11 protein-coding genes are annotated in these 15,680 nt (G+C 67.7%); 1 reads left to right on the top strand and 10 read right to left on the bottom strand.

All coding sequences use genetic code 11. From position 1 onward, the window contains the following. Positions 1–178 precede the first annotated feature (178 nt). Positions 179–1,618, bottom strand: coding sequence for a metalloprotease TldD (gene tldD / locus ACZ6YI_RS21610; RefSeq protein ID WP_465780413.1), 1,440 nt, complete (start codon positions 1,616–1,618; stop codon positions 179–181). A 124-nt stretch (positions 1,619–1,742) separates the two neighbouring features. Here tldD and ACZ6YI_RS21605 point away from each other — a divergent pair, with 124 nt between their 5' ends. Beyond that, complete coding sequence (locus ACZ6YI_RS21605) at positions 1,743–2,939, top strand: sterol desaturase family protein (RefSeq protein WP_465780412.1); 1,197 nt, start codon at positions 1,743–1,745, stop codon at positions 2,937–2,939. Positions 2,940–3,030: 91 nt separating this feature from the next. Here the strand turns inward: ACZ6YI_RS21605 and ACZ6YI_RS21600 are convergent, their stop codons facing one another. The 9 genes from ACZ6YI_RS21600 to leuS all read right to left on the bottom strand — a co-directional run bounded on the left by ACZ6YI_RS21600 (position 3,031) and on the right by leuS (position 14,981). Continuing rightward, positions 3,031–6,906 (bottom strand): YhdP family protein, encoded by a 3,876-nt coding sequence (locus tag ACZ6YI_RS21600; protein WP_465780411.1) that lies wholly within the window; start codon positions 6,904–6,906, stop codon positions 3,031–3,033. Positions 6,907–6,933: 27 nt separating this feature from the next. Then, positions 6,934–8,421 carry a ribonuclease G gene (gene rng / locus ACZ6YI_RS21595; RefSeq protein WP_465780410.1) on the bottom strand — a complete coding sequence of 496 codons (1,488 nt, stop codon included), beginning with the start codon at positions 8,419–8,421 and terminating at the stop codon, positions 6,934–6,936. Between the two features lie 54 nt (positions 8,422–8,475). Then, entirely contained in the window at positions 8,476–9,033 is a 558-nt protein-coding gene (locus ACZ6YI_RS21590; RefSeq protein ID WP_465780409.1) for a Maf family protein, read from the bottom strand. A 10-nt stretch (positions 9,034–9,043) separates the two neighbouring features. Then, on the bottom strand, positions 9,044–9,514 hold the full coding sequence (rlmH, locus tag ACZ6YI_RS21585; protein ID WP_465780408.1) for a 23S rRNA (pseudouridine(1915)-N(3))-methyltransferase RlmH: 471 nt from the start codon (positions 9,512–9,514) through the stop codon (positions 9,044–9,046). 7 nt (positions 9,515–9,521) lie between these two features. Next, a complete protein-coding gene (gene rsfS / locus ACZ6YI_RS21580) occupies positions 9,522–9,911 on the bottom strand; it encodes a ribosome silencing factor (RefSeq protein ID WP_440327859.1) in 390 nt (129 codons plus the stop codon). A gap of 119 nt (positions 9,912–10,030) precedes the next feature. Beyond that, positions 10,031–10,672, bottom strand: a complete 642-nt coding sequence (gene nadD, locus ACZ6YI_RS21575; RefSeq protein WP_465780407.1) for a nicotinate-nucleotide adenylyltransferase — start codon at positions 10,670–10,672, stop codon at positions 10,031–10,033. Further along, a complete protein-coding gene (gene holA, locus ACZ6YI_RS21570; protein WP_465780406.1) occupies positions 10,669–11,673 on the bottom strand; it encodes a DNA polymerase III subunit delta in 1,005 nt (334 codons plus the stop codon). The genes nadD and holA overlap by 4 nt, the downstream gene beginning before the upstream one ends. A gap of 18 nt (positions 11,674–11,691) precedes the next feature. Next, a complete protein-coding gene (locus tag ACZ6YI_RS21565; protein ID WP_465780405.1) occupies positions 11,692–12,231 on the bottom strand; it encodes an LPS-assembly lipoprotein LptE in 540 nt (179 codons plus the stop codon). Between the two features lie 2 nt (positions 12,232–12,233). After that, positions 12,234–14,981, bottom strand: a complete 2,748-nt coding sequence (leuS, locus tag ACZ6YI_RS21560; protein WP_465780404.1) for a leucine--tRNA ligase — start codon at positions 14,979–14,981, stop codon at positions 12,234–12,236. Positions 14,982–15,680: the final 699 nt, after the last annotated feature.

Here is a 15,680-nt window from a genome sequence, read left to right as displayed (position 1 = left end):
CCATAAAAAAAAAAAATCTCCGGGGGGGTTCTGAAAACCGCCCCGTATTTTTTTTGGGGTTTGGGGGGGGGGGGGGGGGGGGGGGGGGGGGGGGGTGGGGTCCCCCCCCCCCCCCCCCCCCCCCCCCCCCCCCCCCCACGGCGCGCTCCCACAAGATGGCAAGACCCGAAAGGGTGAATCAGGCGGCGGTGCCGCCGACGGTCATCGCATCGACGCGCAGCGTCGGCTGGCCTACGCCTACCGGCACGCTCTGGCCATCCTTGCCGCATACGCCCACGCCTTCGTCCAGCGCGAGGTCGTTGCCGATCATCGAGACGCGCGTCAGCACCTCCGGACCGGCGCCGACCAGCGTGGCGCCCTTCACCGGCCGGGTGATCTTCCCGTCTTCAATGAGGTAAGCCTCGCTCGCCGAGAAGACGAACTTGCCGTTGGTGATATCGACCTGGCCACCGCCGAAGTTCACCGCGTACAGGCCCTTCTTGACCGAGCGGATGATTTCCTCGGGCTCGCGGTTGCCCGCCAGCATGTACGTGTTGGTCATGCGCGGCATCGGCAGCTGCGCGAACGATTCGCGGCGGCCGTTGCCGGTGGACTTCACGCCCATCAGGCGCGCGTTGAGCTTGTCCTGCATGTAACCCTTGAGGATGCCGTTCTCGATAAGCGTGGTGCACTCGGTCGGCGTGCCTTCGTCATCGATGCTCAGCGAGCCACGGCGGCCCGGCAGCGTGCCGTCGTCCACCACGGTGACACCCTCGGCCGCCACGCGCTGGCCGATGCGGCCCGCGAATGCCGAGCTGCCCTTGCGGTTGAAATCGCCCTCGAGGCCGTGGCCGATCGCCTCGTGCAGCAACACGCCGGGCCAGCCGGGGCCGAGCACGACGGTCATGGTGCCTGCGGGGGCATCGACCGCCTCGAGGTTGACGAGCGCCTGGCGCACGGCTTCCTCGGCGAAGGCGTGCGCCCGCCCGTTCTCGAGCAGCTCGCGGTAGCCATAGCGACCGCCACCACCGGAGTGGCCCGCCTCGCGGCGGCTGCCCTGCTCGGCGATGACCTGGACATTCAGGCGCACCAGCGGCCGCACGTCGGCCGCCAGCGTGCCATCGGAGCCGGCCACGAGGATCGTATCCATGGTGGCCGCGAGGCTCACCACCACCTGCTTGACGCGCGGGTCGCGCGAGCGGGCATAGGCGTCGACCTCGCGCAGCAGCGCGATCTTTTCTTCGTTCGGCAGGCTTTCCACCGGGTCGATCGCGGGATACAGCCTGCGGCCGGTCGCGATGGCCAGCGGCTTGCCCGCGCCGGCGCCGCCCTGGGCGATGGCGCGCGCGGCACGCGAGGCCTCGAGCAGCTGCGGCAGCACGATTTCATCGGAATACGAGAAGCCGGTTTTCTCACCGGAGATGGCGCGGACGCCCACGCCCTGCTCGATCGAGTGGCTGCCATCCTTCACGATGCCCTCTTCCAGCACCCAGGATTCGCTGCGCGAATGCTGGAAGTACAGGTCCGCCGCATCGATGGAGGGCCCCATCAGCTGGGAGAACACGCGGTCGAGGTCGGAAGAAGCGAGGCCGCCCGGGGTAAGCAGGCGCCGTTCGGCGAGGGTGATCAGGGAGTCCATCAAGGCTGCCGGTCTGGGAACGTGGATGAGGCCAACATGGGGCCTGGGGCGCCCAGCTTAAACCCCGGCGCCCCGGCTGGCGAATTGGTAGGATGCCCGCGCAACCCAAGGGAAAGGAAAATCGATGAGCCAGGGGAAGAAGCGGGCATTCGCCCGCCGTGTCGCGACGGCGCCCGCGCGCCGGGCCGAGGTCGTGGTCGATGAAACGGTCGACCTGCTCCACCGCAGCGGTGAGCTGAAGCCGGGCAAGGCCATGGTGAGCACGGCCATCGCCCTGTCGCTCGCCATCCTCTCGCTGCTGGCCGTGGTCGCGTTCCACTTCCCCGAGTACCTGACCACGCCGGACCTGCGCCACAAGTACTCGGTGGACGTGCTGCGCCAGCTCCTGCTGGGTGGCCTGCTGGTCGCGGGCGGGCTTTCGCTGGCCAACGTCATCCTGGGGCGCCAGCGCAACCTGAACATCGGCGCCTTCGTCCTGGTCATCGCGGCGGTCGCCCTTGGCGGCAATCGCGTGCCGGTCGGCGCGTTCCCCGACCACACGCCATACATCGGCCTCGACTGGTTCATCCTCGACCTGCTTGGCTCCACGCTGATCTTCGTGGTGCTGGAGAAGCTCTTCCCCCTCTACAAGGGCCAGTCGCTGTTCCGCTTCGAGTGGCAGACGGACATGAAGCACTTCGCGGTGAACCACTTCATCGTGGGCCTCGCGCTGCTGATCGTGAACTTCCTCATCCACCACGCGTTCGGCTGGCTGGTGAACAGCGACTTCCAGCGCATGGTGGCGTCGATCTGGTTCGTGCCGCAGCTATTGCTGTGCATCCTGGTGGCCGACATGGCCCAGTACTGGACGCACCGCGCGTACCACGAGGTGCCGTTCCTCTGGCGCTTCCACGCCGTGCACCACAGCGTGAAGACGATGGACTGGCTGGCCGGTTCGCGCCAGCACATGCTGGAGCTGATCTTTACCCGCGTCTGCGTGCTCGCGCCGCTGTACGTCCTGGGCTTCAGCGAAGCGGTGATGAATGCCTACATCATCGTCGTGGGCTTCCAGGCCGTGTTCAACCACGCCAACGTGCACCTGCCGTGGGGCCCGCTGCGCTACGTGATCGTCACGCCGGATTTCCATCACTGGCACCACGCGTCGGATGACGAGGCGATCGACAAGAACTACGCCGCCCACTACGCCTTCCTCGACTACCTGTTCGGCACCGCGGTGAAATCGAAGAAGACGTTCCCGGAAAAATACGGCGTGGTCGGCGACTACATGCCCGACGGCTTCGTGAAGCAGCAGATGTTTCCCTTCAGCAAGACCAAGACCTGACGAAACCTGTGGGAGCGTGCTGTGGGAGCGTGCTTGCACGCGATGGGTGCTTGCGGCACCGTCCATCGCGCGCAAGCGCGCTCCCACAAGCTCACTTCGCAGGCGGCGTCGCCGTGGACGGCAGGCCCTTGTCGATCGGGGTGAAGACGGGTTTATCCCAGCTGCCGGTGACGTGGTAGCGCTTACGGGCAGCCTGGTTGAGGCCGTGGCCTAGCAGGCCTTGCACGGCGAAGCCGGCGGCGGCGCCGACGGGGCCGCCGGCGAGCGCGCCGACCACCGGCAGGCTGTTGCCGACGTGCGGCACGACCAGCACTTCCTGGTCGTAGTCGCGGGCCTTGAGCCCCGCGCGGCCCGAGATCGAGATCTCCGCCGCGGGGGCCTTGATCTTCAGGTCCTGCGTGCTCGCGTTGCCATTCGCGAAAGTGAAGTTGCCGGTGATCGAATCGAAGCCGAAGCCCTTGCCGAGCACGTCGCCGAAATCGAGCGCCATGCGTCGCGGCAGTTCGGTGATCGATACCAGACCGAACAAGCGACCGACGCCCGGCTGCACTTCGAGGATGCGGCCGTTGGCGACGTTGATCTTCAGCGTGCCATCCATGTTCGCCAGCGCCAGCGCGGAAGGACCCCCCGGCCACGTCGCATCCAGGCGCGCCTCGGTGCGCCCGCCCGACATGATGCCGGCGAAACCGAGCGCATCCAGCATGCGTGCGACGTCTTCGGAGACAAAATCCATCGCGAGGTGCGTGCGGCTCTTCTTCTCATCGCCGTTCCAGTCGCCCGTCGCGGTGATCTGCACGTTCTTCGATTGCGCACGTAGCTGGTCGACGTGCAGGCCTTCGTCCGTCGGCCAGGTTTCCAGGCGTGCTTCACCCAGCCGCGCCTTGCCCAGGCGCATGTCGCTGACCTGCAGGTGCAGCGGCGGCAGGCTGGACGGGGCGACACCGGCTTCGTTCGTATCGGTGGGCTTCTTGCCGTTCGCGTCCTTCGCCTCTTCAGCGTGGGCGACCGTCACCGCCGCGGTGGCGGCCTGCCCTGCCGCGGCACGGCCCTTCTTTGCGGCGTCGGCGCTGTCATCCGCCGAGGGCCAGTACAGGCGATCCATGCGCGCGGTGATGCCGCGACGGCGCAGATCGTCGTTTGGCACCGTCATGGCGCCGGCCATGCCATCGCTGTCGACGCGCAGGCTGAGTTCGCGCGACCCCGGTCGCGCCACGATGTGCATGCTGTTGAAGTGCTGGCCGAACACCTCGGCATCGTCCGTGCTGATGTCGAGCCCGGTGAGCCCCGGGCCGGTCGAACCGGTGGACAGGCCGACGACATACTGGACCCAGCCGGAGACATCGAGCTTCGCGGCGTGGCCGCTGAACAGGTAACCCTGTGCCGGCATGACCGCAGGCGGCGTGGTGCCAAGATTGAACGCGGCGGCGATGGGCGTGTTGGTCTTGCTGTTCGCCAGGCGCAGCTGGCCGCGCACGATATCGCCCAGCGCGATATCGAGACGCGCACCGTCGATCGGCAGGCCGAGGCGCACCGACAACGGCAGCGCCTGCGTGGGCGGCTTTTTCACCGGCGTCGGCATCAGCATCTCCACGCCGCGCAGATCGGAATCGACGCTGAGCAGCTGGCTGAGCTCGCCCTTATCGCCCATGCGCGTCAGGTCGAAGCCGACACGGAAGTTGCCGCGACCCTTGGCGATATCGCTCAACCATTTGAGGTCCGGATAGTCGGCGACCATCTCCTCCATGGTGAACGCGCCGCTGACCGCCGCCGTGAGTGCCTTGCCGGGATCGCCCGTGCCGCTGGCGATCGCAAGATCGACATCCGCGGGCTGGCCGTGGAACTGGGCCTTGAGGCCTTTTGCCGTGAAACCGGTGCCGTTGAAGCTCATCGGCCCGCTGATCTTGTCGAGGCGCAGCTTCCACGCGTCGGCGACGAGGTCGGCATCCTTGATCGTCGCCCTGCCCTCAAGCGTGAAGTCCTTCGCGTCCTTCAACGGCATGAGCAGGTTGAAGCCGAACTCACCGGTGCCGCCGAGCTTCATCTGGTCGATGGCTTCGCGGCTGCTACTGGCGATCGGGCTGTTCTTGATGAAATCGAGGAAGCTGTTGCCCGTGCCCGCCCCGCTGATGCGCAGGTCGAGCACGCCGTCGGCGAAGTCGGGAATCGCGGCCGTCGCCGAGCTGACTGCCGTGCCCAGCGAGTGGCCGTCGCTGGCTTCGATGAACATGCCGTTGTCGATAAAGCTGGCAACAGCGGTGACGCCCTCGGCCCTCGGCCAGCCCGTGCCGTAGTCCAACACCAGGTCGTCGATGAGCGCGCGCGCTTCGAAGCGTCCTTCCTGGTTTTTGAACGGGAACTCGCGCAGGTTGCCGCGGATCATCGCCGAGCCACCCGCGATGTGGCCGGAAACGAGGCCGCGGTTCAACCAGTTCTGCGCGCTCTCCGACATCGAATGGATCGGCCAGAACAGCTTCGCGGCCGGCACCTCGCCTTCGCCGAGCGCCACGTACATGTCGATGAACGGCCCGCTGTCGCCAGGCGGCAGGACCAGTTCGCCGCGCGCCTGGCCGCCGTAGCCTTCGCCGCGGAAATCGAGCGCATCGATGCCGATGTGCCAGCCCGCGTCATCGTTGAACACGGCGACATCGCCGCCGAACGCCGACATCGCGAAGGGTTTGCGGAAGATGCCCGTGGCGTCGATGGTCGTGGCCTGCCGGGGCAGGCTGAGCACGATCGCTTCATCATCACCGAATACCTGGCCGCTGAGCGACGACAGCCCCGGCAGCTTGCCGCTGGCATCGATGCCCAGGCCGGAGAACGAGGCATGCGCGAAACGCAGGCCGTCGGCCGAGTTCCAGTCGGCGCGCACATCATCGAAGCGGCCCCGCGGCCGGCCTTCGCCCAGCCAGCGGGCCAGCGCCGGCGAAACCTGCGGCAGCAGCCCGGCCCAGGGCAGCAGCGGTGCGAGTTCCAGCTTGCGCGCGACGACGGTGCCTTCGCTGATGTCACCGCGCGTCCGCAGGACGATCGCGGCGTCGCCGCCATCCCGACCCGCCCAGTCGATGCGCTGGCCGCCGGCGAAGCGATGCAGATCGATGATGCCGTGCAGGCCCGCGGTGCGCACCGTGCGCGCCGGGCTCCGCACCGCCAGGTTGTCCAGGTCGATGCTAGATGTCGCGCGCACGACGTGTGCGTCGCGCCAGTCCAGCCAGGTCTCGAAGCGGCCCTTGCCGCCGGCGAGCGCGTAGCCGCCCGCCTCGAAATCACCTGTGAGCGCGGCGAAGTCCACGTTCGCGCCTTTCACGTAGACCCTGCCGCTGGAGCCATCCGCCGCGAAACGCCCCGCCGCCGAGAGCAGGCCGCTGGCATTTTCGCGACGCAGGCTGCCGCCGACGCGCACGACCTGGCCTTGCAGGCTGAGGCGCAACTGGTCGGCGATCAGGCCGAACTGGTGGTTCGTCGTCTCGTCGGCGATATCGATGTGGGTATTGGTGAGCCACAGGTCGATCGACATGTTGCCGAACGAGACCTTCTGCGTGGTGCCACCCGACGCGAAGCCATCGATGCTCCAGCGCCCGTCGGGCGCGCGGCGCAGGCCGAGGCGCAGGTCCTGCAGGCGCAGGTTGATCAGGTGCCGCGAGGGCAGCACCAGGCCACCGAAGTCGAGCTTCACCGCGGCCTGCGGCAAGCGCAGAGGCGGAGATCCTGGCTCGCCGCCAATGGTGACGTCGCGCATGACGAACAGCGGCCCGGTCGGCCGCCAGAACCCCTCGAGCGACGCGAACTGCACCGGCTTGCGAACCTTCTCGCTGAGCATCGCCGCCACGCGCGCGGGATAACGCGCCGCCAGCGGCAGCAACAGCTGGCCGAGCGCCATGACGATCGCCAGGGCGACCAGCACGGTCGCCACCAGGCCCAACACGAAGAACCGCAGGCGTCGTGCGCGATGGCGCCAGGACGGCGTCACCGGCCCATCCGTTGGCGACGCTCGCGTTTAAAGCAAGACGACATCGAACTGTTCCTGCGAGTAATGCTCTTCCGCCTGGAAGCGGATGCTCTTGGCGATGAATTCTTCCAGCTCGGCCACCGCCGCGGATTCCTCCTCGAGGATACGGCCGACGACCTTCGGACTTGCCATCACCAGCAGCTTTTGCGCGTTGAACTGACGTACGGCGCGGGTGATCTCGCGGAAGATCTCGTAGATCACCGTCTCCGCCGTCTTCAGCGTGCCGCGCCCGCTGCATGCCGGGCACGGTTCGCACAGCTGGCGTTCCAGGCTCTCGGTCGTGCGCTTGCGGGTCATCTCCACCAGGCCCAGCGCGGACATCGGGTACACCGTGGTCTTCGCGTGGTCGCGTGAAAGTCCCTTCTCGAGCATGCGGATCACCTGGCGCTTGTGCTCGTCATCCACCATGTCGATGAAATCGATGATGACGATGCCGCCGAGGTTGCGCAGGCGCAACTGGCGCGCGGCGGCCTGCGCCGCCTCCAGGTTGGTGCGGTAAACCGTTTCCTCGAGGTTGCGGCTGCCGAGGTAGCCGCCGGTGTTCACATCGACGGTGGTCATGGCTTCGGTCTGGTCAACGATCAGGTAGCCACCCGACTTCAGCGGTACCTCCTTGCGCAGCGCCCGCTGGATCTCATCCTCCACCCCATACAGGTCGAAGATGGGCCGCTCGCCCGAATAGTGTTCCACGCGGTCGGACAGCACCGGCATGAACTTCTGCACGAATTTGACGGTTTTCTCGTAGGTCTCGCGTGAATCCACGCGAACCTTCTCGATCCCGTCGTTCAGCGAATCGCGCAGCGAACGGAGCGGTAGCGAGAGTTCTTCGTAAACACGCTCGCCGACCTTTGCCTTCGCAATGTTTTCCTGCACCACGCGCCAGACCTTGCCGAGGTAGGTCACGTCGAACGCCAGCGATTCCTCGGACTGCCCTTCCGCGTTGGTGCGGACGATGTAGCCAAGGTGCGGCTCGCCGATAAGCGGGGTGATGATGTCCTTCAGGCGCTGCCGCTCGGCTTCTTCCTCGATGCGCACCGAGACGCCAAGCGTGCGCGAGTGCGGAAGCAGTACGAGGTAGCGCGAAGGGATCGAAAGATGGGTGGACAGCCGGGCGCCCTTGCTGCCGATCGGATCCTTGACCACCTGGACCACGATTTCCTGGCCCTCGTGGACAAGTTCGCTGATCGGCGGCACGGGGCCGTGGCCGTTCGACTTGCCGCCCTCGGGCGCATCGGTGGCCGGCAGCTGCGGACGCACGATATCCGAGGCGTGCAGGAACGCGGCACGCTCGAGGCCGATCTCGACAAAGACCGCCTGCATGCCGGGCATGACGCGCTGGACGCGCCCCTTGTAGACATTCCCCACGTAGCCGCGCTTGGAAGCGCGCTCCACGTGTACCTCCTGGAGCATGCCGTTTTCGACGATCGCCACCCGCGTCTCACGCGGCGTGACATTGATCAGGATTTCCTCGCTCACCGGCGCCCCTTTTCCTTAAGCCATCGCGCTTTATAGCTGCGCGGCAGCAACATGTCACTGACCCCGCAAGAGCTGCGAAGTTTCGTAGAGCGGCAGGCCCATGACGCCAGAGTAGCTGCCGGAGAGATGTTCGATGAAGGCCGCGGCGCGGCCCTGGATGGCATAGGCGCCCGCCTTGCCCATGCACTCGCCCGTGGCGACGTAGGCGGCGATGGCGGCCTCGTCCAGCGTGGCGAAACGCACGGTGGAAACCGAGGTGGCGCAACGTTCGCCGCCCGCCCCGACCAGCCACACGACGGATACGACGCGGTGCTCGCGCCCCGAGAGCCGGCGAAGCATGGCGGCGGCATCCGCGGCGTCGCGCGGCTTGCCGAATACTTCGTCGCTAAGGATTACCTCAGTATCCGCGCCCAGCACGCGGGCATCCGTTTCACCGGCGACGCGCACCAGGCCAGCGCGGGCCTTATCCCGCGCCACCCGGCTGACATAGGCCTCGGGAGCCTCGCCGGGCTGGCGTTGCTCCTCGACCTCGACATCCAGCGTGCGGTGGGCTTCGCCCAGCTGATCGAGCAGTTCGCGCCGGCGCGGGGATTGCGAAGCCAGGTAAAGCACGGGCGGTCCTTCAGGCGCGGTGGTAGGGGTGGCCGGCGACCAGGGTGGTGGCCCGGTAGAGCTGCTCGGCGAGCACCAGGCGCACCAGCATGTGCGGCAGGGTAAGCGGGCCAAGTGACCAGCGCTGGTCGGCACGCGCCAGCACATCGGGCGCGTGGCCGTCGGGACCTCCGATCAGGAAGGCGATGTCACGGCCACCCATCCGCCATTGCTCAAGCTGCCCACCCAGCTCCTCGCTGGACCACAGCTTGCCGCGGCCATCGAGGGCGACCACGTGGATATCGCGGGGGAGCGCGGCCAGGATGGCGGCGCCCTCGTCCACGATGGCACGGGCGTCATCGCGGCCCTTGCCGCGAACGCCTGGTTTGATCTCGACGAGGTCCAGCGGCAGCTCGTGGGAGAGCCGCTTGCGGTATTCGGCGAAGCCTTCCGCCACCCAGGCGGGCATGCGTTCGCCGACCGCGATAAGGCGCGCCTTCACGGCGCGCTCAGTCGTTGGCGGCGGATTCGGGGGCGTCGTCGCCCACCGTCCACAGGCGCTCCAGGCCGTAGAACTCGCGGATGCGCGGCAGCATGACGTGGACGATGATGTCGCCCAGGTCGACCAGCACCCATTCAGCTTCGGTCTGGCCTTCGACGCCGAGCGGCATCACGCCCGCTTCCTTCGCGAACTTCACCACCTCATCGGCGATGGACTTCACGTGGCGGGCGGAGGTGCCGGAGGCGACGAACAGGATGTCGGCGATGGAGGTCTTGCCGCGGACGTCGATTTCGCGGACGTCCTTGGCCTTGAGGTCTTCCAGGGCGGCGATCACGCGCTTGCGGAGAAGCTCATTGCTGGCGGCGGTCTTGGCCTTGCGGGATGCAGTCGAACTCAAGATACGGAAACCTCATGCGGCGGGATGCCGGGGTGGTGGCAGTATACCCCCGCCCGGCACCGGCTGCGTCAAGCCTGTTCACGAACTGTGGGAGCGCGCTTGCGCGCGATGTGGGTGTCCTACAGGCCCAATGCCCGGTAGGGCTGGAGAAGGGCCGGATCCGTGAAACAGCCCTCGGGCATGAGGTAGCGCGGTTCGCCGCCGCCGGCGAAGGCCTCGCGGATCGCTGTGGCCGCGATGTCGAGGGGTGTGATGTCGATGCCGACCACGCTTCCGACCGGGCCGTGGATCCGCGTTGCGCGGCGCGGCGCCACGAAGGTTTCCAGCTCGACCGGCAACGGGTGCGCCCCACCGGGACGCGTCAGCACGCCGATATGCGCCAGGGCGAACAGGTCCTGCCAGAGATGCCAGGAAGCCAGGCCGGCGAACGCGTCGGCGCCCACGAGCAGGACCAGCGGCCGTTCCGCGCCGATCTCGGCCCGCAGCGATGCCAGTGTGTCCACCGTATAGGACGGCCCATCCCGATCCAGTTCGCGCGTATCCATGGTGAGGCGATCCTGCCCGGCCAGCGCGGCGCGCAGCAGGGCGACGCGACCCGCGGCATCGGCGATCGGCGGCGGCCGGTGCGGCGGGGTGCGCGCTGGCACCATGCGCACCTCGGCATCCAGCGCCTCGGCCGCTTCCCAGGCCGCGCGGAGGTGTCCGTTGTGCACCGGATCGAAGGTGCCGCCGAGGATGGCGAGGGGACGCGGATGGTTCATGCGAAGGCGGCGGCCGCGCGCGGCTCGGCGATGGCGGCGATGAGCCGCTCGGCCTCGAGCCAGGGATCGCCCTGCTCGCGGCCCTTGGCCATGCGGTCGATCCGCGCGGCACGGGCCAGGCAGGCCATCCAGTGCTCGCGCGGCGCACGGCGCAATGCCTTGCGGAACAGCTGTTCGCGCGCCGGCCAGAGCCGCTCGGCCTTGGCCTGCGCGGAGAAGTCGCGCGCATTCGCGAGGCGCAGCGCGAGCTGCAGCTGGTTGACCAGCCAGCCCATCAGGGCGATGAGTTCATCCCCCTCGGCGCGCAGGCCGGCGAGGATGCGCAGGGCGCGCCCGCCGTCGCCGGCAAAAGCGGCGTCGGTGAGCTTGAATGCGTCAAAACGGGCGCTATCGGCCACCAGGCCCTCGAGCGTGGCGGCATCCAGGCGGCGGTCGCCGGCCAGTACCACCAGCTTGTCGATTTCCTGGGCGGCGGCGAGCAGGTTGCCTTCCACCCGCTCGGCCAGCATGGCGATCGCGTCCGGCGTCGCCTGCAGCCCGCGCGAGGCGAGCCGCTGGCCGATCCACTGGCCCCACTCGTTCGGGCGCGGCGCGTTGAAGACGACCTGGATCCCGCCCTGGTCCACGCTTTTCGTCCACGCGGCCTCGTGCTTGGTACTCCATTCCGTCGCGGAGATCAGCAGCGTGGTATCGGGCGGCGGATCGTTCACGAACGCGGTGATCGCCGCCCCGCCTTCCTTGCCCGCCCGGCCACCGGCCAGGCGCAGGTCGAGGAGGCGCTGCGTGGCGAACAGCGAAAGGCCCGCCGAGGAACGGGCCAGGTCGTCCCAGTCGAAGCGGCTGTCGGCCTCGAGCACTTCGCGCTCGGTATAACCGAGGCGACGGGCCATGGCGCGCAACGCGTCGGCCGCCTCGAGGACCAGCAGTTCCTCACCCACCAGCAGGTACACCGGCGCCATGCGGTCACCGGCGAGGTGCTTGTGCCAGAGGGCGGGCTGCATCGGCACCGCGTCCGCCCCTTACTGCGCGGACGGCGCCGGGGCCGGCTCGGCTACCGGCGGATGGTTACGCGCCGCCTGCAGGCGGAACAGGATCGACTGGACCATGTCGCCGATGAGGCTGCGCTGCAGTTCTTCCGTCTGCGCCGCTGTACCGATCGAGTTGGTGGCGTCGTAGCTGAACTCGCGCGACATATCGACCGACTGCGGCGCGACCAGCACGGTGCCGTCCGGCGCCTTCGCGTTGAAGTCGACGTGGTAGCGCACGGCGTATTCGGTGACGCGCGCCGTGCCGCTCACGGTGAGCGAGTCGGTACGGAACGTATTCGAGGTCACGGCCAGTTCGGCGACACCCGGGCCCGGCTTGTCGACCACGGTGGCGTTCGAGTTCTCGATCGCACGGGTCAGTTCACGCTCGAGACGCCCGCCGCCGACGACGGTCAGGTGAACCTTGTCCATGCCCTGGGGCAAGGCGGCCGACTGGCGCAGGTGGAACCCGCAGGCGCCCAGCAGGGCGGTGGCGGCGACGACCAGGGCGACACGGGTAACGTTCGGGCTCATGGTTATCCTGCGACGATGTTGACGATCTTGCCGGGCACGACGATCACCTTGCGCACGGTAAGGCCTTCCAGCTGCGCGGCCACCACCGGCAGCGCGCGGGCCTGGGCCTCGGCCTCATCCTTCGAGGCGCTGGCCGGCAGGTCGATGGTAGCGCGAAGCTTGCCATTCACCTGCACCGCGTAGGTCAGCGAATCGCGGACGAGGGCCGTGGGGTCCACCGCCGGCCAGCCGGCGTCTTCCACCAGGGCCTCGCCGTGGCCCAGCGCCTGCCACAGGGCATGCGAAACGTGCGGTGTGAACGGGTTGATCAGCTGGACGACTGCCGTGAAGGCTTCCTGGCGGAGGGCCACGCCTTCCTCGCTTGCGTCATCGAACTTGTTCAGCGCGTTGAGCAGCTCCATCAGCGCGGCGATGGCCGTGTTGAAGGACTGGCGGCGGCCGATATCGTCGGTGACCTTCTGGATGGTCTCGTGCAGCTGGCGGCGCAGCGTCTTGCGCGCAGCCTCGCCGGCCGGGTTCGCACCCTGCCCCTTGCCACCTTCGGCGTGGGTGGTCACGTCGCGCCACAGGCGGCGCAGGAAGCGGGCCATGCCTTCCACGCCCGCCTCGTTCCACTCCAGCGACTGGTCGGGCGGCGCGGCGAACATGGAGAACAGGCGCACGGTGTCGGCGCCGTACTTCTGGATCATGGCCTGCGGATCGACACCGTTGTTCTTCGACTTGGCCATCTTCTCGATGCCGCCGATTTCCACCGGCTTGCCATCCGAACGCAGGGTGGCGCCGGTGATACGGGCGCGCTCGTCGCGCTGCACGTCCACGTCGGCCGGGTTGAACCAGGTGAACGAGCCGTCGGCTTCCTTGCGGAAGTAGGTTTCGGCGATGACCATGCCCTGGCACAGCAGGTTGGTGGCCGGCTCGTCGCTGGACACCAGGCCTTCGTCGCGCATGAGCTTGTGATAGAAGCGGAAGTACAGCAGGTGCAGGATCGCGTGCTCGATGCCGCCGATGTACTGGTCGACCGGCGTCCAGTATTTCGCGCGCTCATCCACCTGCGCGTTCGCGCCGGGGCTGGTGTAGCGGGCGTAGTACCAGCTCGATTCCATGAAGGTATCGAACGTGTCGGTCTCGCGCTCGGCCGGGCCACCGCAGTTCGGGCACGTGGTCTTGCGCCATTCCGGGTCGGCCTTGATCGGCGACTGCACGCCGGAGAACTCGACGTCCTCGGGCAGGATGACCGGCAGCTGGTCTTCCGGCACCGGCACCGCATCGCACTGCGGGCAGTAGATCACCGGGATGGGGCAACCCCAGTAGCGCTGGCGGCTGACGCCCCAGTCGCGGATGCGCCAGTTCACCCGGCGCTCGCCACGGCCGGCGGCCTCGAGCTTCGCCGCGATGGCGTCGAACGCCGCGTCGAAATCCAGGCCATCGAATTCGCCCGAGTTCACGAGGTAACCGTGCTCGGTGTAGGCACCCGCTTCCTGGATGCCGGTTTCAAACGACTTCACCGTCTCCACCGCGGCCGAGGTCGCGTAGGCATCGGTGCTGCCGCCTTCCAACGCGTGCTGGGTGGCATCGGTGCCCTCGCCCTTCGCGAGATCGCGGTCGATTTCCGCCAGCGCATCGACCACGCCCTGGTCGACCACCACCATCTTGATCGGTAGCGAATACTTCTGGGCGAACTCCCAGTCGCGCTGGTCGTGGCCGGGCACGGCCATGACGGCGCCGGTGCCGTAGCCCATCAGCACGAAGTTGGCGACCCACACCGGCACCTTTTCGCCGGTGATCGGGTGGATGGCGTCCACGCCGGTGTAGTAGCCGCGCTTTTCCTGCGTCTCCAGCTCGGCCTCGGAGACGCCGCCGGCCTTGCAGGATTCAATGAATTCGGCGAGACCGGGGTTGCCCACGGCCGCCTGCGTGGCGATCGGGTGTTCCGCGGCGACGGCCACGTAGGACACGCCCAGCAGGGTGTCGGGGCGCGTGGTGAACACCTTCAGCGGCTCGGCCTGGCCTTCGACGTCGAAGGTGATTTCCAGGCCCTGCGAGCGGCCCAGCCAGTTGCGCTGCATGGTCTTCACCGCATCGGGCCAGCCCGGCAGCGTGTCCAGGCCGTCGAGCAGCTCCTGCGCATAGGCGGTGATCTTGAGGAACCACTGCGGGATCTCGCGCTTCTCGACGACGGCACCGGAGCGCCAGCCGCGGCCATCGATGACCTGCTCGTTGGCGAGCACGGTCTGGTCGACCGGATCCCAGTTGACGACGCTGTTCTTGCGGTACACCAGCCCCTTTTTCATGAGGCGGGTGAACATCTGCTGCTCCCACTGGTAGTACTCGGGGCGGCAGGTGGTGACTTCGCGGGTCCAGTCGTAGGCGAAACCCATGCGCTTGAGCTGCTCGCGCATGTGTTCGATGTTCTTGTAGGTCCACTTGGCCGGCGCGGTCTTGTTCTTGATCGCGGCGTTCTCGGCGGGCAGGCCGAAGGCGTCCCAGCCCATGGGCTGGAGGACGTTCTTGCCCTGCTGGCGCTGGAAGCGGCTGATGACGTCGCCGATGGTGTAGTTGCGGACGTGGCCCATGTGGAGGGCGCCCGACGGGTACGGGAGCATCGAGAGGCAGTAGTACTTGGGCTTGCCGGTGTCTTCGGTGACTTCGAAGGCACGGGTGTCGCTCCAGTAGCGCTGGGCGGCGGTTTCTACGGCGTCGGGGGCGTAACCGCCCTGCTCGCGCGTGGCCTGGTCGTTGCTGTCCTGCATGGTGTCTGGTACCGGATGGGGGCGCGGGTGGCCGCCTGTTGAAAACACGGCGGTCAATCGCGGGAGACTATCCCACGGGGGTATGGGGGGCAACCTTGGCGGCCCTGGCGCTTTGATTTTGCTTGGATTCGAGACGGCTCGCCTTCGGCTTCGCGGGGGGTGCTCGGCTTCGCCATCGCGCTAGCGCTCGGACGTTTCTGGAAAGAGCCCTTGGCGCCCACCCTCGCTGCTCAGACAGGTCCTCGTCGTTCGAAAAGGAGTGCCCCTCCGGGGCAAATGTACTTATTGCCCTACGGGCGCGAACCGGCAGCCGTGCGGGGGCTTTTCTACGAGACGTCCCTGTCTCGTAGAAAAGGGCCGGCCATCCATGGCCGACCCCCTGCGGGCCATTTCCCGCCCGACTGCCTCGCCTGCGGAACTCGCCTCGAGGGTGGGCGCCAAGGACTCTCGGACGCGGTGGGGTTGGGTGGTGGGAGAGCCGAGGCCGCTTCGATGGCGGGGCACGGCTTCATCGCCCTGTAGGTCATCGCGCGCAAGCGCGCTCCCACAAGGCCATTGCGACCTCGGTGGCAGTCGCCTGTGGGAGCGCGCTTGCGCGCGATGGCCCCACGCCCTGCGCAGATCTCCTGTAGGAGCGCGCTTGCGCGCGACATCTTTCGCGAAAGCGCCACAGGACCATCTCGATCGAGGCGAAAGCTG

The organism is Luteibacter sp. NPDC104163 (assembly GCF_055584245.1).
This window is presented reverse-complemented; position numbering and strand designations above follow the sequence as displayed.

Coding starts and splice junctions, on each gene's coding strand:
- tldD (WP_465780413.1), bottom strand. CDS start 1,618: ATGGACTCCCTGATCACCCTCGCCGAACGGCGCCTGCTTACCCCGGGC.
- ACZ6YI_RS21605 (WP_465780412.1), top strand. CDS start 1,743: ATGAGCCAGGGGAAGAAGCGGGCATTCGCCCGCCGTGTCGCGACGGCG.
- nadD (WP_465780407.1), bottom strand. CDS start 10,672: ATGAACCATCCGCGTCCCCTCGCCATCCTCGGCGGCACCTTCGATCCG.
- holA (WP_465780406.1), bottom strand. CDS start 11,673: ATGCAGCCCGCCCTCTGGCACAAGCACCTCGCCGGTGACCGCATGGCG.
- ACZ6YI_RS21565 (WP_465780405.1), bottom strand. CDS start 12,231: ATGAGCCCGAACGTTACCCGTGTCGCCCTGGTCGTCGCCGCCACCGCC.
- leuS (WP_465780404.1), bottom strand. CDS start 14,981: ATGCAGGACAGCAACGACCAGGCCACGCGCGAGCAGGGCGGTTACGCC.